The sequence below is a fragment of the Ancylobacter mangrovi genome, from assembly GCF_024752335.1.
Lineage (GTDB): Bacteria > Pseudomonadota > Alphaproteobacteria > Rhizobiales > Xanthobacteraceae > Ancylobacter > Ancylobacter mangrovi.
Window position 1 is genome coordinate 998,901 of record NZ_JANTHY010000001.1, and the last position, 18,371, is coordinate 1,017,271.

An 18,371-nucleotide genomic window follows, 5' to 3' on the forward strand; every position below is an offset into this window, starting at 1 on the left:
AAAGGCGGCGAATCTTCGTTCCGTCGCACGCCGACGGGACCGCGCGACGTATAGCGCGGCGCGCGGATGGCGTCATCCCTCTTGCGCCACGCGCGGAGCCCGACGTGGCCCCCGTGCCGCAATCGTCGCCACGATATCCCCAAGTGAAGAGGCGGTTTCCACGTTCAGGCCGGTCTCGCCCGCCTCCGTGCCGGCGGACTTTCCCTGCGGCACCACCGCGCTGGCGAATCCGAGCTTGGCCGCTTCCTTCAGTCGCGCGCCGGTGTGGGACACCGGGCGCACGGCCCCGGTCAGGCTGACCTCGCCGAAATAGACCGCGTCCGAGGGCAGGGCGGAACCGCTGAGCGAGGACACCAGTGCGGCCGCGACCGCAAGATCGGCAGCTGGCTCGGAGATGCGGAAGCCGCCGGCGACGTTGAGATGCACGTCATGCGCGCCGAGCTTGATGCCGCAGCGCGCCTCCAGCACCGCCAGCACCATGGAAAGCCGGCTCGGGTCCCAGCCCACCACCGCGCGGCGCGGCGTGCCCAGGCTCGTGGGCACCACCAGCGCCTGGATCTCCACCAGCACCGGGCGCGTGCCCTCCATGCCGGCATAGACCGCGGTGCCGGGCGCGCCATGGTCGCGATTCGACAGGAACAGCTCGGAGGGATTCGCGACCTCGCGCAGGCCAAGGCCGGTCATCTCGAACACGCCGATCTCGTCGGTGGGGCCGAAGCGGTTCTTCTGCGCGCGCAGGATGCGGAAATGGTGGGCACCGTCGCCCTCGAAGGAGAGAACCGCGTCCACCATGTGCTCGACGACGCGCGGCCCGGCGATCTGCCCGTCCTTGGTGACGTGGCCGACGAGGACGACGCAGGCGCCCGAGCGCTTGGCGAAGCGGATCAGGATCTGGGCCGAGGAGCGCACCTGCGTGACGGTTCCCGGCGCGGATTCGACCGTGTCGGTCCACATGGTCTGGATCGAATCGATCACCACCAGCGCGGGGCGCCCGCCCTCGGACAGGGTGGCGACGATATCCTCGACATTAGTCTCGGCGGCGAGCTCCACCGGCGCGCCGGCAAGGCCGAGGCGTTCGGCGCGCAGACGCACCTGCGCCGACGCCTCCTCGCCCGAGACGTAGACGACGCGGTGCCCCTCGCGCGCCAGCGCGGCAGAGGCCTGGATCAGCAGGGTCGACTTGCCGATGCCCGGATCGCCGCCGATCAGCAGCACCGAGCCGGGCACGAGCCCGCCGCCCGCGACGCGGTCGGCCTCGTTGATGCCGATGCGGATGCGCGGCGCGTCCTCGCTCACGCCCGCAAGACTCTCCAGCGCGATCAGCCGGCCGCGCCGGCCGCCGCGCTGCGCGGAGGGGACGGAGGCGCCGCCGCTCTGCTCCTCGGCGATGCTGTTCCAGGCGCCGCAGGAATCGCAGCGGCCCTGCCAGCGCATGTGCACGGCGCCGCAGGATTGGCAGACGAAGGACGTTGTGCGTTTGGCCATCGGTTCATCCAGGACTCGGAACGCAGTCCTAGCGCCATTCCGGCCCCATGCGGAGGGGGTGACGATCGGCCCTTGCCGAAATTACGTGCGCGGATGCGACCGCATGGTTGGTAATAGATCGTGATTTACTTCCAAATTGGCGGTAAGTTTGTGTGGTCTTCGGCCGCCGAACGTTCGATCGCGTGTGGGTGGTGGAGTTGTCGATAGGCCAACTGGAAATCTATGCAACCTGTAGTCGCTCGAACAAATAACAGATTTTCTCTGTTGATGATCGCCCTGGTGCCGACGACTCTGGGCGCGGGGTGCATATTGCTTTGGTTCTGGCGTCGTTCATTTGTGTACAAGGTCGACGGCGACGGCATTTACTTATGGTCAGGCCGCTTCGTTCCGTGGACCGAGGTGCGCAGCGTCGTCACTCGCAAGGGCTATGCCAATATCGAACAGCCAGTGTTGCGTCTTGATGTCGTCCTCGAGCGCGGCCGCGGGCTGGTGCTGCCGAACTGGCTGGAGAACGGGACGCAGGTGATCGAGGCCGTGCGCGCGGGCATGCGCGATGCCATGCCGCCGGAGCGGAAAGTCCGGGTTCAGTACGTCCAGCGGCGGCAGTAGCGCCGGCCGAGCGAGGTGAGGATCTCGTAGTCGACCGTCTGCGAGTGGCGGGCCAGATCGCCGAGGGTGAGGCCGTCGCCCAGCAGCGTCGCCCAGTCTCCGGCCGCGACGTCGTCCTCGGGCACGTCGGTCACGTCCACCGCGAGCAGGTCCATCGAGATGCGTCCGACCAGCGGGCAGCGCCGGCCGGCGACCATGGCTTCCGCGCCGGATCGCAGGTCCGAGGCGCCGGCGAGGCGCGGAATGCCGTCGGCATAGCCGGCTGAGAGAATCGCGATGCGGCTCGGCCGACGCGCCGTGTGCGCCGCGCCATAGCCGATCGTCTGGCCTTCATGCACATGGCGGACCTGGACGATGCGCAGGTCGAGCCGGACCGTCGGGCGCAGGGGCGCGACGTCGGTGCGCGCCCGCCCGCCATAGACGGCGATTCCCGGCCGCACCAGGTCGAACCGGAAGGCCGGGCTGCTCATCGCCCCGGCCGAGTTCGCGAGCGAGGCCCGCACGTCCGGGAACAGCGCGGCGATGGCCTGGAAGTCCTCGAGCTGCTGGGCGGTGAGCGGATGGTCGGGCTCGTCGGCGCAGGCGAGGTGGCTCATGACGAGCGCCAGCGGGAAGCCGATTTCCTCGCGCCCCTCGGCGAGGTTGATCGCCTCGGCCGGGGAGACGCCGAGCCGGTTCATCCCGGTGTCGACATGCAGCGCTGCCGGCAGCAGTTCGTCCACCTCGGCGCAGAAGGCGCGCCAGCCCTCGATTTCCGGCAGGCTGCCGAGCACCGGCGTGAGCCGTGCTTCGCGGTAGATCTCCTGCGTGCCCGGGAACAGCCCGTTGAGCACGAAGATCTCGGCCTCCGGCAGAGCCGCGCGCAGCGTGCGCGCCTCGCCCAGCAGGGCGACGAAGAAGGTGCGCGCGCCCGCGTCCCAAAGGGCAGAAGCGGTTGGGACGAGGCCGGTGCCGTAGGCGTCGCCCTTCACCACCGCGGCGCACGCCGCCGGGGCGACGCGCTGGGCGATCTCGGCGAAATTGGCCCGCAGCGCCGCGAGGTCGATGGTCAGGAGGCCGCCCGCCTCGGCCTGCGATATGTCGTCGTCGCTCACGTCGGGACGCTCACTGATGCGGCATGCGATCGCCGAGGGCGAGCGAGGAGAAGCGGGTGAACTGGGCCTCGAAGGCCACCTTCACCGTGCCGGTCGGTCCGTGACGCTGCTTGCCGATGATGACCTCGGCGGTGCCCTGCGCCGCCTTCATCTCCGAATCCCACGTGAACCACTCCTCCGTGCCTTCCTTCGGCTCCTTGTTCTTGAGGTAATATTCCTCGCGGAAGACGAACATCACCACGTCCGCATCCTGCTCGATCGAACCGGATTCGCGCAGATCGGACAATTGCGGACGCTTGTCGTCGCGCGTCTCCACCTGACGCGAGAGCTGGGACAGCGCCATGATCGGCACGGCGAGCTCCTTCGCCAGCGCCTTGAGGCCGGTGGTGATCTCGGTGATCTCCTGCACGCGCCCTTCCGACGCCTTCTTGGACGAGCCGGACAGAAGCTGAAGGTAGTCGACGACCATGAAGTCCAGCCCGCGCTGGCGCTTCAGCCGGCGCGCGCGGGCGCGAAGCTGGGCGATCGAGATGCCGCCCGTGTCGTCGATATAGAGCGGGATGGTCTGCATCATCTGCGCGCCGGCGGCGAGCTTGTCGAACTCGCTCTCCGAGATGTCGCCGCGCCGGATCTTGTAGGAGGGGATCTCGGTCTGCTCGGCGAGGATACGGGTGGCGAGCTGCTCGGCCGACATTTCCAGCGAGAAGAAGCCGACCACGCCGCCGTCGAGGGCGCGGATATTGCCGTCGGGCAGCGTCTCCGAGCGGTAGGCGGCGGCGACGTTGTAGGCGATGTTGGTGGCGAGCGCGGTCTTGCCCATGCCGGGGCGGCCGGCGAGGATGATGAGGTCGGAGGGCTGGAGCCCGCCCATCATGTGGTCGAGGTCGTCGAGGCCGGAGGCGAGGCCGGACAGGTGCCCGTCGCGCTGGAAGGCACGGCTCGCCATGTCGACCGCTTCCTTCAGCGCGTCGTTGAAGCGCAGGAAGCCGCCGTCGTAGCGGCCGGTCTCGGCGAGCTCGTAGAGGCGCTTTTCCGCCTCCTCGATCTGGTCCTGAGGCGTGGCGTCGATCGCCGCGTCATAGGCCTCGTTGACGATCTCCTCGCCGATGGCGATCAGGTCGCGGCGCACCGACAGGTCGTAGATGGTGCGCCCGTAATCCTCGGCGTTGATGATCGTCGTCGCCTCGGCGGCGAGTCGGGCCAGATATTGCGGGCCGGTCAGCCCGGCGACGTCGAGCTCCGGCGGCAGGAAGGTCTTGAGCGTGACCGGCGTCGCCACCTTGCCGGCGCGGATCAGCGCCGAGGCGGTCTCGTAGATCGCGACATGGATCGGCTCGAACAGGTGGCGCGGCTCCAGGAAGTCGGAGACCCGGTAGAACGCCTCGTTGTTGACGAGGATGGCGCCCAGCAGCGCCTGCTCCGCCTCGATGTTGTGGGGCGGCGTGCGGTAGGCAACATCGGAGTCCGCCGGGGGGCGGGCGGGAGAATCGAGCATGACCAATCCGGGTGCGCTGGTGTCGGCGAACAGCTAACGCCACCACGGCGACCGAGTCCGCGGCGAATCACGAGCGCCCCATTTTGTCCTGTGGAGGGCCTGTGGAAAGCGGAATCGCGCTTGACGCGATTCCGCCGCGTCGGGCGCGTCCGGCGCGCCCGCTACTCGCCCGCCAGCCGCAGCCCGATGCGGTTGCGATTCTCCATCTTGCGCAGCGCCGCCTCGGCCTCGGGAATGTAGGTGCGCGTCAGCGGCACCAGGCCCTCGCGCTTGGCGAGCTGCACCTGGAAGATCATCATCCCCTGATGGCGGAACGCCATTTCCGAGGAGGCGAGATAGAACTCGAACATCCGCACGAAGCGCGCGTCGTACAGGCGCTCGATCTCCTCCTCATGGGCGAGGAAGCGCTCGCGCCACGCCTTCAGCGTCTCGGCATAGTGGAGGCGCAGAACCTCGATGTCGGTGACGAACAGGCCGGCGCGCTCGATCGCCGGCAGCACCTCCGACAGGGCGGGGATGTAGCCGCCCGGGAAGATGTACTTGGCGATCCACGGATTGGTGATGCCCGGCCCCTCGGAGCGGCCGATCGAATGGATCAGCGCCACGCCGTCGTCCTTCAGAAGCCCGGCGACCTTGGTGAAATACTCGTCGTAATGGCCGATCCCGACATGCTCGAACATGCCGACCGAGACGATGCGGTCGAACGGGCCCGGCGTGTCGCGGTAGTCCTGCAGCAGGAAACGGGCGCGCTCTGACAGGCCGCGCTCCTGCGCGCGGGCATTGGCGATGCCATGCTGCTCCTGAGAGAGCGTGACGCCGGTGACGTTCGCGCCGGCATTGTCGGCGAGGTAGAGGCCCATGCCGCCCCAGCCGCAGCCGATGTCGAGCACGTCGAGCTCCGGCCGGTCGAACAGCAGCTTGGCCGCGATGTGCCGCTTCTTGGCGAGCTGGGCGTCGTCGAGCGACTGGCCCTCATGCTCGAAATAGGCGCAGGAATATTGCCGGTCGGCGTCGAGGAAGAGGGAATAGAGCCGGCCGTCGAGGTCGTAATGGTGGGCGACGTTGCGCTGGGCCCGCTCACGCGGGTTGAACTGCGCCAGGCGCCGGCCCATGAAGCGCAGCTTCATCAGCGACTTGGCCGCGATGCTCGGCACTTGATAGCCGACTTGCGACATCAGCAGGGCGAGCAGTTCGGCGATGTCGCCCTGCTCGACGACCAGCCCGCCTTCCATATAGGCCTCGCCCAGCTCCATCTCGGGATCGAGCGCAAGGCGTCGTTGCCATTCCTTCGTTGTGAATCGCACCGCGAGCGGGGTGCCTGTCCCGTCGCCGAAGGTCAGTGCCTGACCGGATGCAAATGTGATGATGAGGGATCCACGACGCACAATGCGCGAGAGAACGCGCTGCAGCAAGCGCTCCATCGGCCGCCTCCAAGGTACCGGCGGTTCTGGTTCGGGAGAACCGCCTGCCCAAAGCCAGGGCATGTCTCAAGTGATGCAAAGGATTGCATCACAACATGAACTGCCTCGCAACATGGTGGACGTTGTAATCGCACGACAAAAAGCCCGGCTGCGGACAGCCGGGCTACGCAGTTTGGCCTATTACCTAAGGTAATACGCTCAGGCCTGTTCGGAATCGGCCTCGGCTTCGACTTCCGCCTCGCCCTCGGATTCGGCGGCGGGAGCTTCCTCGAAGGCTTCCTCCTCGTCGTCGTAGTCGTCGCGGTTAAGGGTCAAGTCTTCACCGCGCGACTGACGCTCGGCCTCCTCGGCGCTACGCGCGACATTGGCGCGAACGGCGACCTCGACTTCCGGATGCAGCGTCACCGGGATCTCGTGCAGGCCGATCGTCTTGATCGGGTGGTTGAGCATCACCTGATTACGGGCGACGGTGAAGCCGGCGGCGGTCAGCGCCTCGGCGATGTCGCGGGTCGACACCGAGCCGTAGAGCTGGCCGGTCTCGCCGGCCTGGCGCACCAGCACCACCTCGAGCCCGCCCAGCTTCTCGCCGACCTTCGACGCCTCGTTCTTGAGCTCGAGGTTGCGGGCCTCGAGCTGCGACTTCATCGATTCGAAGCGGGTCTTGTTTTCCTTGGTGGCGCGCAGCGCCTTGCCGGCCGGCAGCAGGAAATTGCGGGCATAGCCGTCGCGCACGCGGACCACTTCACCCATCTGGCCAAGCTTGGCCACGCGCTCAAGCAGAATCACTTCCATTGCAGTTCTCCGTTCAGTCGTTCGATCTTCGATTGTGTTAGCTGTCGTTCGCGGCCGGCGGCCCGCCCGTGCCGGTCCGGCGACGGAAGCGGCCGCGCAGGCCGAAGAGGGTCTCGGCGATGCCGAGCAGCGCCAGCACGCCGAACGGCCAGCCGAGCGCGAGCGCCGCGATCCAGACCGTGGCGATGACCAGCGAGCGCCCCGCCGCCCCGCGCGTGATCCAGTGGATGACGGCGAGGCCGATCAGGGCGAAGGCCATGATGAGCGTGGCGCCCAGCAGTTCGGCGAGCAGGCCGACGAAGCCGGACGACACCGCCGCGGCGACGAAGGCGCCGAGCAGCAGCACCACGGTGGCGAGCGGCACCTGGATGGCCGCGAGGTCCGGCCACGGGCGCATCAGCCGCCCCGAGACCCGCGCCGCATGGGCCGCCAGCCACAGATTGGCGAGTTGCGTCATCATGGTGACCACCGCTGCCGCCGGCGGCATCACCGTGACCAAGAGGTCGATCAGCCGCTCCGCGTCGGGGCTGGGGCCGTCCGCCGGCTGCTGCAGCATCGCCTCGAACAGCGTGCGCAGCGCCGCCTGGTAGCCCTCGACGTCGCCGGCCACCAGCGGGATCAGCGCGGCGACGGCGATGCAGCCGAGCACGGCCGACGCCAGCACGACACGCCCGATGGGAAACCATTCGAGCGGCCCGTCCGGCGTCTCCTGCTTCGCCATCAGCGCGAGATAGGCCAGCACATAGGCCGGCAGGCCGACGCCGGCGACATAGGCGAGCAGCAGCTCGAGGCCGAAGAACAGGCCGATCGCGACCGCCGCCGCCGAGGCGGCCACCAGCGCGGCGAGCTGCGACCAGCCGAGCCCGACGATGAGGACGGGCAGGGGAGCGAGGTAGAAGAGCGGCACAGCCAGGGCGCTGCCGGTCGCCACCGTCGCGACCAGGAGGGCGGACGCCGCACCGGCGCCGAGGGCTATGAGCCAGGTCATCATCATCGACGAGCTGTCCCGCTCCGAGCGGTTAGGGATGGATCGGGTCCATCCCAGCAGAGGCCGGCGGGACCATTCCCGCGGGCCTGTCGGCCGTCACGTCAAGGCAGAGGCGTCCCCGGCGCGGGCCGGGGACGAAGGCGTCACGCGATCAGCGGATCACGAAGGGCAGCAGGCCGAGGAAGCGCGCGCGCTTGATCGCCTGGGCCAGCTCGCGCTGCTTCTTGGCCGAGACGGCCGTGATGCGCGAGGGAACGATCTTGCCGCGCTCGGAAATGTAGCGCTGCAGCAGCCGCACGTCCTTGTAGTCGATCTTCGGCGCATTGGCGCCGGAGAACGGGCAGGTCTTGCGACGGCGGAAGAAGGGGCGACGCGCGCCCGAGGAAGCGGCCGAGCCGCCGGTGCCACCGAAAGCCATCACTCAGTCTCCACGTTGGCAGAGGTCTCTTCACGGTCGCGGCGCGGGCCACGATCCCCGCGATCGCCACGATCCCCACGGTCGCCGCGATCACCACGGTCGCCGCCGAAGCCGCGCCCGCCGCCGAAGCCGCGATCGCCACGGTCGTCGCGGTCACGCTTCTGCAGCATGACGGAGGGGCCGTCCTCGAGCGACTCGACGCGGATGGTGAGGAAGCGCAGCACGTCCTCGTCGATCCGCATCTGGCGCTCCATCTCGGCGACGGCGGCGGCCGGCGCGTCGATGTTGAGCAGCGAGAAGTGAGCCTTGCGGTTCTTGCGAATGCGGTAGGTAAGCGTCTTCACGCCCCAGTATTCGTTCTTCTGGACCGAACCGCCATTCGCCTCGATGACACCCTTGAACCGGGTGGTGAGTTCCTCGACCTGCTGCGCCGTCACGTCCTGGCGCGCGAGGAACACATGCTCGTAGAGAGCCATGTCTCGTGCCTTTCCTAAGATTGTCCGCACTATTGCGGCCGTCGTCCCGACGCCGAGCCCTTCGAGCCCCGGAAAGGCTCGAAACTTCTCGAAGGCGGGGACACGGGACGTCGGAAGCGCCTGCTTCCTGCCGCGCACAAGGCACGACCGTCCGTTCAGCCCCCGGCCGGGACCAACAGTGCGCGCGCTTATACGCGCAATCGCTGCAAAATCAAGCCGTGAGTGTCGTCGTCGCCTCGCACGGGGCGATGCAGACGCGGTTGCGTCCGGCCCGCTTGGCTTCATAAAGCGCGACGTCCGCGCGGTCGAGCAGGCTCGGCACGTCGTCGTCGGGGCGCAGTATCGTCACGCCGACGCTGATGGTGATGGCGATCGCGTATCCGTTGGATTCGACCACCGAGGTCTCCACCGCCAGCCGCAGCCGCTCGGCGAGGGCGTGCGCCTCCTCCATCGTCGTGCGCGGCGCGAGCACGGCAAACTCCTCGCCGCCGACGCGGAACGCGGTGTCGGAGGCGCGCTTGCGGGTGAGCAGCAGCTCGCCGATACGCTCCAGCACCTCGTCGCCGCGCAGGTGGCCGTAGGAATCGTTCACCCGCTTGAAGTGATCGATGTCGAGCGACATCAGGGCGAGCGGCTGGTGGCGCCGGCGCGAAATGCCGATCTGCTCCGCCAGCACCGTGTCGAACTGGCGCCGGTTGGGAAGCTGGGTGAGGGCGTCGGTCAGCGCCGCGGTCTCGAGCGCCGCCGAGCGGAGAATGTCGTGCGCCATGTCGAGCGACAGCCGCGCCATGGCGTAGATAAAGGCCGCGCCCAGCAGATGGACGGCGGCGTCGAGCGCCTCGACCTCGGTCACGGTCTGCGCGTTGAACTGGGCCACGAGCGCGTAGAACGCGACTGCGACGGCGCAGACGAGCACGCCCATGAGCAGCGTCCAGGCCTGTTTCAGCCAGCTGTGCCGGGCCAGCCGCGTCAGCGCGTAGAGATGGCGTATGGCGGCGATCGCGAGCATCGCAGCGAGCAGGCCGGCAAGGAGAACGAGACTGCGCATGCCTTAAGGGAACCTGCTGGCAATCGGGTGGAGAACCCTGACGGCAGGGCACCGCCTCGCCCGGTGCTGCTTGACATGGGGCGCCCGGCGGTGTTCCTGCGGCCGCCAATTCTTAACGAATGGATTTCGTTACGTCATGAGCAATGCTTTCGTTTTCCCGGGGCAGGGGAGTCAGGTGGTCGGCATGGGCCAGGCGCTCGCCGATGCCTTCCCCGTCGCGCGCGCGGTTTTCGCCGAAGTCGACGACGCCCTTGGAGAGAAGCTGTCCGCCATCATGTGGGACGGCCCGATCGAGACGCTGACGCTGACCGCGAACACGCAGCCGGCGCTGATGGCCGCGTCGCTCGCCGCGATCCGCGTGCTGGAGAGCGAGGCGGGCCTCGATCTCGCCCGCGACGCGGCGTTCGTCGCCGGCCATTCGCTCGGCGAGTATTCGGCCCTCGCGGCCGCCGGCAGCCTGTCGATCGCCGACACCGCCCGCCTGCTGCGCCTGCGCGGCACGGCGATGCAGACGGCGACCCCGGTGGGGGCGGGCGCGATGGCGGCCATTCTCGGCCTCGACTTCGACCAGGTTCGGGCGGTCGCCGCCGAGGCGGCCGAGGGCCAGGTCTGCGACATCGCCAATGACAACGCACCGGGCCAGGTGGTGGTGTCGGGCGATGCGGCGGCGGTGGAGCGCGCCTGCGTGATCGCCAAGCGCGAGGGCGCGGCACGGGCGATTCCGCTCACTGTTTCCGCCCCGTTCCATTCGAGCCTGATCGGCGCCGCCGCCGAGGCGATGCGCGAGGCGCTGGCGGGCGTCGAGATGCGCGCGCCGAAGGTGCCGCTGGTCGCCAACGTCACGGCGCGCCCGGTGAGCGACCCGGCCGAGATCAAGTCGCTGCTGGTGAAGCAGGTCACCGGCACGGTGCGTTGGCGCGAATCCGTGGCCTTCATGGCCGAGGCGGGCGTGACCCGGCTGGTCGAGGTCGGCACCGGCAAGGTGCTTTCGGGCCTGACCAAGCGCATCGCCCGCCAGGTGGCCTCGGTCAATGTCGGCACGCCGGCCGATGTCGCGTCCTTCGCGGTCGTCGAGGCCGTGGGTTGAGAGAATTCAGGAGAGAGCCGTGTTCGATCTGACAGGCAAGACCGCCCTCGTCACCGGAGCCACCGGCGGCATCGGCAAGGCGATCGCGGTGGCGCTGCACGCGCAGGGCGCCACGGTCGCCATCTCCGGCACCCGCCGCGAGGTGCTGGAGACGCTGGCGGGCGAGCTGGGCGAGCGGGTGCACGTGCTGCCCTGCAATCTCGCCGACAGCGGGCAGGTCGAGCAACTCGTGCCCCAGGTCGAGGAGGCCATGGGCGAGCTCGACATTCTGGTCAATAATGCCGGCATCACCCGCGACGCGCTGTTCGTGCGCATCAGCGACGAGGCGTGGGACGAGGTGATCGCCGTCAACCTGACGGCCGGGTTCCGGCTGATGCGGGCGGCGGCGCGCAACATGATGCGCCGGCGCGCCGGCCGCATCATCGGCATCACGTCGGTGGTGGGGGTGATGGGCAATGCCGGGCAGGGCAACTATGCCGCCGCCAAGGCCGGCATGATCGGCATGTCGAAGTCGCTCGCCCGCGAGGTCGCACCGCGCGGCGTGACCGTGAACTGCATCGCGCCGGGCTTCATCGCCACGCCGATGACCGACGTGCTGAACGACAAGCAGCGCGAGGCGATTCTCACTTCCGTGCCGGCTGCCCGGCTCGGCAGCCCCGAGGACATCGCCTCCGCCGCCGTGTATCTCGCGTCAAACGAAGCCGCCTATGTCACGGGGCAGACACTGCACGTGAATGGCGGTATGGCGATGATCTGATAAAAAGCCATGGAATCCGGTGTTTCCGGGCGTTCGCGAGGGGCGCTGGTTTTGCCGGATGAAGTGTGCTAACGACCGCCACGGCTCACAGGGGCGGGCGCCGCGGAACCACTGCGGAAGGCCCGGGCGCTTCCTGTAATCGGGGCAGAAAACAGGCCGCCAGACCGCGCCTAGGCGCGGGGGCCCATATGGAACAACGTAGCAACCTCCGGATACGGACGAGGGTGAACCGATGAGCGATATTGCCGAGCGCGTGAAGAAGATTGTGGCCGAACACCTCGGCGTCGAGCCGGAGAAGGTCACGGAGAACGCCAGCTTCATCGACGATCTCGGCGCGGACAGCCTCGACACCGTCGAGCTGGTCATGGCCTTCGAAGAGGCCTTCAACTGCGAGATTCCCGACGACGCCGCCGAGACCATTCTCACGGTCGGCGACGCGATCAAGTTCCTCGAAAAGAACGCCGCCTGAGGGCGCGTCGGTGCGCCGCGACAACCCGTTTGCCGCGGCGCCTTTCGATATGTGCTTTCCCGGAGACATCGTATGAGGCGTGTGGTCGTTACCGGCCTCGGCATGGTGACGCCGCTCGGTTGCGGCGTCGACGTCACCTGGCAGCGGCTTCTCGCCGGCCAGAGCGGCGCACGGCGTGTCGAGAACTTTGACGTTTCCGATCTGCCGGCCAAGATCGCCTGCCAGATCCCGCGCGGTGACGGCACCGACGGCACCTTCGATCCCGACCAGTGGATGGAGCCGAAGGAGCAGCGCAAGGTCGACGAATTCATCATCTACGCCATGGCCGCCTCGCGGCAGGCGCTGGACGACGCCGACTGGCATCCGGCCTCCTATGAGGACCAGTGCGCCACCGGCGTTCTCATCGGCTCGGGCATCGGCGGCCTGCAGGGCATCGCCGAGACCGCGCTGCTGCTGAGGGATCGTGGCCCGCGGCGCGTCTCCCCGTTCTTCATTCCCGGCCGGCTGATCAACCTCGCCGGCGGCTATGTCTCGATCGAGCATGGCCTGAAGGGACCGAATCACGCCGTCGTCACCGCCTGTTCGACCGGGGCTCACGCCATCGGCGACGCGGCACGCCTGATCGCCTTCGGCGATGCGGACGTGATGGTCGCCGGCGGCACCGAATCGCCGATCAACCGGGTGGCGCTGGCCGGCTTCGCCGCCTGTCGCGCACTGTCGACAGGCTTCAACGACACGCCCGAGAAGGCCTCGCGCCCCTATGACAGGGACCGCGACGGCTTCGTCATGGGCGAGGGCGCCGGCATCGTCGTGGTCGAGGCGCTCGACCATGCGCTGGCGCGCGGCGCCAAGATCTATGGCGAGATCATCGGCTACGGCATGTCGGGCGACGCCTACCACATCACCGCGCCATCCGAGGACGGCGACGGGGCGTTCCGCAGCATGACCGCGGCGCTGAAGCGGGCCGGCATCTCGGCTTCCGAGGTCGACTACATCAACGCCCACGGCACCTCGACCATGGCCGACGAGATCGAGCTCGGCGCCGTCCAGCGCCTGCTCGGCAACGCCGTCGGCCACGCCTCGATGTCCTCGACCAAGTCGGCGATCGGCCATCTGCTCGGCGCGGCCGGCTCGGTGGAGGCGATCTTCTCGCTGCTCGCGATTCGCGACCAGGTGGCGCCGCCGACCATCAATCTCGACAATCCTTCGGTCGAGACCCCGCTCGATCTGGTGCCGCACGCGCCGCGCGAGCGGAAGATCGACTACGCGCTGTCGAATTCGTTCGGCTTCGGCGGCACCAACGCGTCGCTGGTCTTCAAGCGCTACATGCACTGACAGCGGACGGAGGGCCGGGGCCGACCCGGCTCCGCCCGCCCTCCGGTTCCCGCTTTCGCCATATTTGACGCTAGGCTGCCACAGCGTTTGAGCGGCCCGCAAAGCCAGGCGAGGAAACCGATGAACGAGCAGACGCCCCCGGAGCCGACGCCCGCTCCTCCCCCGCCCCCTTCCGGCGCGACGCCCCCTCCCGCGTCGAGGCCCCCGGCGGCGAAACCCACACGTGCGCGCAAGACCAAGACGCCGAGCAAGGCCTCCAAGCGGGCCGGGCATCCGCTCGTCGTCGCCGGCAGCATGATCTTCACCCTGCTCATGGTGGCGATCATCATCGGCGGCAGCGCGCTGTGGATCGGCAAGGCCCGCTATGATGCACCCGGCCCGCTCGCCGAGGACAAGGCGGTGGTCGTTCCGGGCGAGTACGGCCTGATGGACATCGCCGAGCTGCTCGTGAAGCAGGGCGTCATTGCCGACAAATGGGTATTCGTCGGCGCGGCGCTCGGCACCCGCTCCTCGAGCCGGCTGAAGGCGGGCGAGTACGAGTTCGCCAAGGGCGCGACCACGCGGCAGGTCCTCAACGACATCGTTTCGGGCAAGGTGGTCGAATACAAGGTCACCGTTCCCGAGGGGCTGACCAGCGAGCAGATCGTCGAGCGCATCATGGAGGTGCCCGAACTGTCGGGCACGGTGCGCCAGATCCCGCGCGAGGGCAGCCTGCTGCCCGAGACCTACAAGATCACGCGCGGCATGACGCGCGAGGACTTCCTGCGTCGCATGGCGCGCGCCCAGCAGGCCGCGCTGAAGGAAATCTGGGCCAATCGCGACCCGGAAGTGCCGCTGCGCTCGCCGGACGAGCTGGTGATCCTCGCCTCCATCGTGGAGAAGGAGACCGGCGTCGCCAATGAGCGTCCCATGGTCGCTGCCGTGTTCGTGAACCGCCTCAACAAGAAGATGCGGCTGCAGTCCGACCCGACTATCATCTACGGGCTGGTGCGCGGCAAGGGGCGGCTCGACCGGCCGCTGACCAAGGACGACATCACCACGCCGACGCCGTTCAACACCTACACCATCGGCGGCCTGCCGCCGGGCCCGATCGGCAATCCGGGCCGGGCCTCGATGGAGGCGGTGGCCAACCCGGCGAAGACGAATCATCTCTATTTCGTCGCCGACGGGTCGGGCGGGCACGTGTTCTCCGAGACGCTCAAGGAGCACAACCGCAACGTCGCCAAGTGGCGCGAGATCGAACGCGACAAGAAGGTCGACCCTTCCAGCGCGCCCGCCGGCGCCTCCGGCCACACGGGCGCGACGCCGGACATCGATTGATCGTCCGCCCGGCTTGAGGGCGGGCGGCCCCGCCGGTATGTTCCGCGCGCCGACAGCCGGTCGGCGGTGAACGGCGCAGGGGCGGGGTAGAGTATGGCTTTGGCCAGCATGACGGGTTTCGCGCGCACGCAGGGCACCGCCGGTGCGTGGGGCTGGGCCTGGGAGCTGAAATCCGTCAACGGCAAGGGGCTCGACGTCCGGCTGCGCCTGCCCGGCGGCTGGGAGGCGCTCGAGCCCGTGCTGAAGCCGATCGCCGCGCGCGCCCTCAGCCGCGGCAACGTCTCGGCCAACCTCTCCATGACCCGCGCCGAAGCCGCCGTGAGCGTGCGCGTGAACGAGGACGTGCTGCGCACCATCGCCACCTCGCTGCGCCGTGTCGCCGCCGATCTCGACGCCCCGCCGATCCGGGTCGAGGGGCTGCTCGGAATCAAGGGGGTGATGGAGGTCGCCGAGGCCGAGGAGAGCCCGCAGGAGCGGCGGGTGGCGGAGGCGGCGGTGATCGCCGGCTTCGAGCAGGCGCTGGGCGAGCTTGCCGCCATGCGGGCGCAGGAAGGTGCCGCGCTCGGTCTCGTGCTCAATGAGCGCCTCGACGGCATCGCCGCGCTGACCGCGCAGGCTGAGGCCAACCCGGCCCGCCAGCCCGAAGCGATCCGCGCCCGGCTCGCCGAGCAGATCCGCGCGCTGATGGACACGGGGGCGAATTTCGACCCCGACCGCCTCCATCAGGAGGCGCTGATGCTCGCCACCAAGGTCGATGTGCGCGAGGAGCTCGACCGCCTGGTCGCCCATGTTGCCGCCGCCCGCGCGATGCTGGCCGAGGGCGGGGCGGTGGGGCGCAAGCTCGACTTCCTGGCGCAGGAATTCAACCGCGAGACCAACACGCTGTGCTCCAAGGCCAACGACGTCTCGCTGACGGCGATCGGCCTGGAGCTGAAGGGGCTGGTCGAGCAGTTCCGCGAGCAAGTGCAGAACATCGAGTGAGGATATGAACGCGACCACCGCCGAGATCGCCATCGCCCGGCGCGGGCTGATGCTGGTTCTGTCCTCGCCTTCGGGGGCGGGCAAATCGACGCTCGCCCAGCTTCTGCTGAAGGAGCATCCCGAGATCCACCTCTCGGTCTCGGTGACGACGCGCGAGCGCCGGCCGAGCGAGGTGGACGGCATCCACTACCGCTTCCTGACCCGCGAGCGCTTCGAGCGCATGCGCGATTCCGGCGATCTGCTGGAATGGGCCGAGGTGCACGGCAATTTCTACGGCACGCCGCGCGAGCCGGTGGAGGAGGCGCTGCAGGCCGGCAAGGACGTGCTGTTCGACATCGACTACCAGGGCACGCTTCAGCTCTACGAGAAGATGCGCAGCGACATCGTCGGCGTGTTCATCCTGCCGCCCTCCGCCTTCGAGCTGAAGACGCGGCTGGAGCGGCGCGCCGAGGACGCCTCGGGCGTGATCGAGAAGCGGCTGAAGAACGCCCGCACCGAGATCGCGCACTGGCAGGAATACGACTACGTGCTGGTGAACCAGGACCTCGACGTCACCTTCCACGCGCTGATGAACATCCTCGCCGCCGAACGCCTGCGGCGCGAGCGCCAGCTCGGCCTCTCGCCGATCATCGAGCGGCTGGATCAGGAGTTGGTGGCGCTGACCGCCTGAGCGGCTTCCGCGCGCATCGCTACCCAACCGTTGGCGAGGGCGACGAAGCCCTCGACCGGCACCTGCTCGGCGCGCTCCGTGGGCGCGATGCCGGCCCGCTCCAGCAACGCCGCCGTGTCGACGCCAAGGCTCTTCAGGCTCTGGCGCAGCATCTTGCGGCGCTGGCCGAACGCGGCCTCGGTGACGCGCTCCAGCGCCGGGCGCGGGCAGGGCAGGGGCGACGGACGGGGCACGAGGTGGACCACCGAGGAGGTGACCTTGGGCGGCGGCACGAAGGCCGAGGCCGGCACGTCGAAGGCGATGCGCGCCTCGCCCCGCCAGCCGGCCAGCACGGCGAGGCGCCCGTAATGGGCGGTGCCGGGCGCGGCGACGATACGCTCGGCCACCTCGCGCTGGAACATCAGTGTCAGGCTCTCGTACCAGGGCGGCCAGGGCTCGGCCGACAGCCAGCCGACGAGAAGCGGCGTGGCGATGTTGTAAGGCAGGTTGGCGATGATGCAGGCCCGCTCGCCGGGCGCCACAAGGCGGGCATGGTCGATCGCCAGCGCGTCGCCCTCCACCACCTCCAATCGTCCCGGATAGCGCGCAGCCACTTCGCCGAGCGCGGCGATGCAGCGCGCGTCGCGCTCGATGGCGACGACCTTGCGCGCCCCCAGCGCGAGAATGGCGCGGGTGAGCCCGCCCGGGCCGGGGCCGACCTCGATCACCGTCATCTCCTCCAGCCGCCCGGCGGTGCGGGCGATGCGGGAGGTGAGGTTGAGATCGAGGAGGAAGTTCTGGCCCAGCGATTTCAGGGCCGAGAGGCCATGGTCCCGGATGACCTCGCGCAGCGGCGGCAGGTCGTCTATGGCGCTCATGCCGGCCGGCCGTCGGCGAGCAACGGTGCGTCCTCGCCCGCCGGGGCGGCGTCGCTCAGCTCGCGATCGCGGTCGGCGAGCCGGCGCGCGAGGCGCAGCGCCTCGACGAGGCTCGCCGGGTTGGCGCGGCCGGTGCCGGCGATGTCGAAGGCGGTGCCGTGGTCGGGCGAGGTGCGCACGAAGGGAAGCCCCAGCGTCACGTTCACCGCACGGTCGAAGGCGAGCATCTTCACCGGCGCCAGCACCTGGTCGTGATAGGCGCCGACGACGACGTCGTAGCCCTTGCGCGCGGCCGGGTGGAACAGCGTGTCGGCCGGGAAGGGGCCGCGGGCGTCGATGCCCTCGCGGCGCAGCTCCTCGACGGCGGGGCGCGTGATCTCCTCGTCCTCGCGCCCGATCGTGCCCTGCTCGCCGGCATGCGGGTTGAGGCCGCAGAAGGCGATGCGCGGCCGGGCGATGCCGAAGCGGCGCTCGAGGTCGCGGGCGGCGATGCGCCCGGTCTCCACCAGCAATTCGCGGGTGAGGGTGCGCGCGATGTCGGCCACCGGCACGTGGATGGTGGCGGGGATCACGGCGAGCTCTGGCGACCAGATCATCATCACCGGGGGCGGCGGCGGATCGCCGGCGAGATGGGCGAGATATTCGGTGTGGCCGGGAAAGCGGAAGCCGGTGTCGTAGAGCACCGCCTTGGAGATCGGGTTGGTGACGATCGCGCTGGCCCGGCCGCTCTTCACGAACTGCACGGCGGCGTCGATGGCGGCCTTCGCGGCCGGCCCGCTGCTGGTGTCGGGCACGCCCGGCGTGGCGGTGGCCGCCGGCCCGGCCGGCACCACGGGGAGCACGTCCGCGAACAGCTCCGCGGCGTCCTCGGGGGCGCATTCACGCACCAGGGCGGGCACGCCGAGCCGCGCGGCGCGCGCGCGCAGGCAGGCCGGATCACCGGTGATGAAGAAGGGCGGCAGCCGCAGGTCGGCACGGCTCTCCCAGGCGAGCAGCGCTATGTCGGGGCCGATTCCCGCAGGCTCGCCCAGCGAGAGGGCGAGGGCAGGCGTGGACGAACGTGGCATGG

At 69.2% G+C, this 18,371-nt stretch carries 19 protein-coding genes; 8 read left to right on the forward strand and 11 right to left on the reverse strand.

Features of this window, described 5'->3' with window-relative positions; all coding sequences use genetic code 11:
- Positions 1 to 72 precede the first annotated feature (72 nt).
- The gene (gene radA / locus NVS83_RS04930) at positions 73 to 1,485 is read right to left on the reverse strand and encodes a DNA repair protein RadA (RefSeq protein ID WP_258730591.1); all 1,413 of its coding nucleotides are present in this window, start codon (positions 1,483 to 1,485) and stop codon (positions 73 to 75) included.
- 264 nt (positions 1,486 to 1,749) lie between these two features.
- Between radA and NVS83_RS04935 the strand changes: the two genes are divergently transcribed.
- Positions 1,750 to 2,094: a hypothetical protein gene (locus NVS83_RS04935; RefSeq protein ID WP_258738320.1), complete on the forward strand. Its 345-nt coding sequence runs from the start codon at positions 1,750 to 1,752 to the stop codon at positions 2,092 to 2,094.
- Here the strand turns inward: NVS83_RS04935 and alr are convergent.
- From alr to NVS83_RS04975, 8 genes are all read right to left on the reverse strand, one after another.
- Positions 2,070 to 3,188, reverse strand: coding sequence for an alanine racemase (gene alr / locus NVS83_RS04940; protein ID WP_258738321.1), 1,119 nt, complete (start codon positions 3,186 to 3,188; stop codon positions 2,070 to 2,072). The two genes, NVS83_RS04935 and alr, sit on opposite strands and share 25 nt — an antisense overlap.
- Positions 3,189 to 3,198: 10 nt before the next feature.
- Complete coding sequence (locus tag NVS83_RS04945; RefSeq protein ID WP_258730588.1) at positions 3,199 to 4,683, reverse strand: replicative DNA helicase; 1,485 nt, start codon at positions 4,681 to 4,683, stop codon at positions 3,199 to 3,201.
- 161 nt (positions 4,684 to 4,844) lie between these two features.
- Complete coding sequence (locus NVS83_RS04950; protein WP_258738322.1) at positions 4,845 to 6,104, reverse strand: cyclopropane fatty acid synthase; 1,260 nt, start codon at positions 6,102 to 6,104, stop codon at positions 4,845 to 4,847.
- Between the two features lie 198 nt (positions 6,105 to 6,302).
- Complete coding sequence (gene rplI, locus NVS83_RS04955) at positions 6,303 to 6,896, reverse strand: 50S ribosomal protein L9 (protein WP_258730586.1); 594 nt, start codon at positions 6,894 to 6,896, stop codon at positions 6,303 to 6,305.
- 37 nt (positions 6,897 to 6,933) lie between these two features.
- Positions 6,934 to 7,890: a DUF2232 domain-containing protein gene (locus NVS83_RS04960; protein WP_258738323.1), complete on the reverse strand. Its 957-nt coding sequence runs from the start codon at positions 7,888 to 7,890 to the stop codon at positions 6,934 to 6,936.
- A 145-nt stretch (positions 7,891 to 8,035) separates the two neighbouring features.
- Positions 8,036 to 8,302 carry a 30S ribosomal protein S18 gene (gene rpsR / locus NVS83_RS04965; protein ID WP_258730584.1) on the reverse strand — a complete coding sequence of 89 codons (267 nt, stop codon included), beginning with the start codon at positions 8,300 to 8,302 and terminating at the stop codon, positions 8,036 to 8,038.
- Positions 8,302 to 8,778: a 30S ribosomal protein S6 gene (gene rpsF, locus NVS83_RS04970; RefSeq protein ID WP_258730583.1), complete on the reverse strand. Its 477-nt coding sequence runs from the start codon at positions 8,776 to 8,778 to the stop codon at positions 8,302 to 8,304. Before rpsF ends, rpsR begins: the two co-directional genes overlap by 1 nt.
- 211 nt (positions 8,779 to 8,989) lie before the next feature.
- On the reverse strand, positions 8,990 to 9,826 hold the full coding sequence (locus NVS83_RS04975) for a GGDEF domain-containing protein (RefSeq protein ID WP_258738324.1): 837 nt from the start codon (positions 9,824 to 9,826) through the stop codon (positions 8,990 to 8,992).
- Between the two features lie 136 nt (positions 9,827 to 9,962).
- On the opposite strand from NVS83_RS04975, the gene fabD reads away from it, so the two are divergent.
- From fabD to gmk, 7 genes are all read left to right on the forward strand, one after another.
- On the forward strand, positions 9,963 to 10,913 hold the full coding sequence (gene fabD, locus NVS83_RS04980) for an ACP S-malonyltransferase (protein WP_258738325.1): 951 nt from the start codon (positions 9,963 to 9,965) through the stop codon (positions 10,911 to 10,913).
- A gap of 19 nt (positions 10,914 to 10,932) precedes the next feature.
- Complete coding sequence (fabG, locus tag NVS83_RS04985) at positions 10,933 to 11,670, forward strand: 3-oxoacyl-[acyl-carrier-protein] reductase (RefSeq protein ID WP_258730579.1); 738 nt, start codon at positions 10,933 to 10,935, stop codon at positions 11,668 to 11,670.
- Positions 11,671 to 11,902: 232 nt separating this feature from the next.
- Entirely contained in the window at positions 11,903 to 12,139 is a 237-nt protein-coding gene (locus tag NVS83_RS04990; RefSeq protein ID WP_013165911.1) for an acyl carrier protein, read from the forward strand.
- Positions 12,140 to 12,211: 72 nt separating this feature from the next.
- On the forward strand, positions 12,212 to 13,474 hold the full coding sequence (gene fabF, locus NVS83_RS04995; protein WP_258730577.1) for a beta-ketoacyl-ACP synthase II: 1,263 nt from the start codon (positions 12,212 to 12,214) through the stop codon (positions 13,472 to 13,474).
- A gap of 120 nt (positions 13,475 to 13,594) precedes the next feature.
- Positions 13,595 to 14,794: an endolytic transglycosylase MltG gene (gene mltG / locus NVS83_RS05005; protein ID WP_309486170.1), complete on the forward strand. Its 1,200-nt coding sequence runs from the start codon at positions 13,595 to 13,597 to the stop codon at positions 14,792 to 14,794.
- A 93-nt stretch (positions 14,795 to 14,887) separates the two neighbouring features.
- On the forward strand, positions 14,888 to 15,775 hold the full coding sequence (locus tag NVS83_RS05010; RefSeq protein ID WP_258730576.1) for a YicC/YloC family endoribonuclease: 888 nt from the start codon (positions 14,888 to 14,890) through the stop codon (positions 15,773 to 15,775).
- 4 nt (positions 15,776 to 15,779) lie between these two features.
- Positions 15,780 to 16,445 (forward strand): guanylate kinase, encoded by a 666-nt coding sequence (gene gmk, locus NVS83_RS05015; protein ID WP_258738326.1) that lies wholly within the window; start codon positions 15,780 to 15,782, stop codon positions 16,443 to 16,445.
- On the opposite strand, the gene rsmA is transcribed toward gmk, so the two are convergent.
- Together rsmA and pdxA are read right to left on the reverse strand one after the other, a co-directional pair.
- Positions 16,418 to 17,302 carry a 16S rRNA (adenine(1518)-N(6)/adenine(1519)-N(6))-dimethyltransferase RsmA gene (gene rsmA, locus NVS83_RS05020; RefSeq protein ID WP_258738327.1) on the reverse strand — a complete coding sequence of 295 codons (885 nt, stop codon included), beginning with the start codon at positions 17,300 to 17,302 and terminating at the stop codon, positions 16,418 to 16,420. The genes gmk and rsmA overlap by 28 nt on opposite strands.
- Positions 17,299 to 18,369, reverse strand: a complete 1,071-nt coding sequence (gene pdxA / locus NVS83_RS05025; protein ID WP_258738328.1) for a 4-hydroxythreonine-4-phosphate dehydrogenase PdxA — start codon at positions 18,367 to 18,369, stop codon at positions 17,299 to 17,301. The genes rsmA and pdxA overlap by 4 nt, the downstream gene beginning before the upstream one ends.
- Between the last annotated feature and the right edge of the window lie 2 nt (positions 18,370 to 18,371).

Coding starts and splice junctions, on each gene's coding strand:
- radA (WP_258730591.1), bottom strand. CDS start 1,485: ATGGCCAAACGCACAACGTCCTTCGTCTGCCAATCCTGCGGCGCCGTG.
- NVS83_RS04945 (WP_258730588.1), bottom strand. CDS start 4,683: ATGCTCGATTCTCCCGCCCGCCCCCCGGCGGACTCCGATGTTGCCTAC.
- NVS83_RS04950 (WP_258738322.1), bottom strand. CDS start 6,104: ATGGAGCGCTTGCTGCAGCGCGTTCTCTCGCGCATTGTGCGTCGTGGA.
- rplI (WP_258730586.1), bottom strand. CDS start 6,896: ATGGAAGTGATTCTGCTTGAGCGCGTGGCCAAGCTTGGCCAGATGGGT.
- NVS83_RS04960 (WP_258738323.1), bottom strand. CDS start 7,890: ATGATGATGACCTGGCTCATAGCCCTCGGCGCCGGTGCGGCGTCCGCC.
- rpsR (WP_258730584.1), bottom strand. CDS start 8,302: ATGGCTTTCGGTGGCACCGGCGGCTCGGCCGCTTCCTCGGGCGCGCGT.
- rpsF (WP_258730583.1), bottom strand. CDS start 8,778: ATGGCTCTCTACGAGCATGTGTTCCTCGCGCGCCAGGACGTGACGGCG.
- NVS83_RS04975 (WP_258738324.1), bottom strand. CDS start 9,826: ATGCGCAGTCTCGTTCTCCTTGCCGGCCTGCTCGCTGCGATGCTCGCG.
- fabD (WP_258738325.1), top strand. CDS start 9,963: ATGAGCAATGCTTTCGTTTTCCCGGGGCAGGGGAGTCAGGTGGTCGGC.
- NVS83_RS04990 (WP_013165911.1), top strand. CDS start 11,903: ATGAGCGATATTGCCGAGCGCGTGAAGAAGATTGTGGCCGAACACCTC.
- fabF (WP_258730577.1), top strand. CDS start 12,212: ATGAGGCGTGTGGTCGTTACCGGCCTCGGCATGGTGACGCCGCTCGGT.
- mltG (WP_309486170.1), top strand. CDS start 13,595: ATGAACGAGCAGACGCCCCCGGAGCCGACGCCCGCTCCTCCCCCGCCC.
- NVS83_RS05010 (WP_258730576.1), top strand. CDS start 14,888: ATGGCTTTGGCCAGCATGACGGGTTTCGCGCGCACGCAGGGCACCGCC.
- gmk (WP_258738326.1), top strand. CDS start 15,780: ATGAACGCGACCACCGCCGAGATCGCCATCGCCCGGCGCGGGCTGATG.
- rsmA (WP_258738327.1), bottom strand. CDS start 17,302: ATGAGCGCCATAGACGACCTGCCGCCGCTGCGCGAGGTCATCCGGGAC.
- pdxA (WP_258738328.1), bottom strand. CDS start 18,369: ATGCCACGTTCGTCCACGCCTGCCCTCGCCCTCTCGCTGGGCGAGCCT.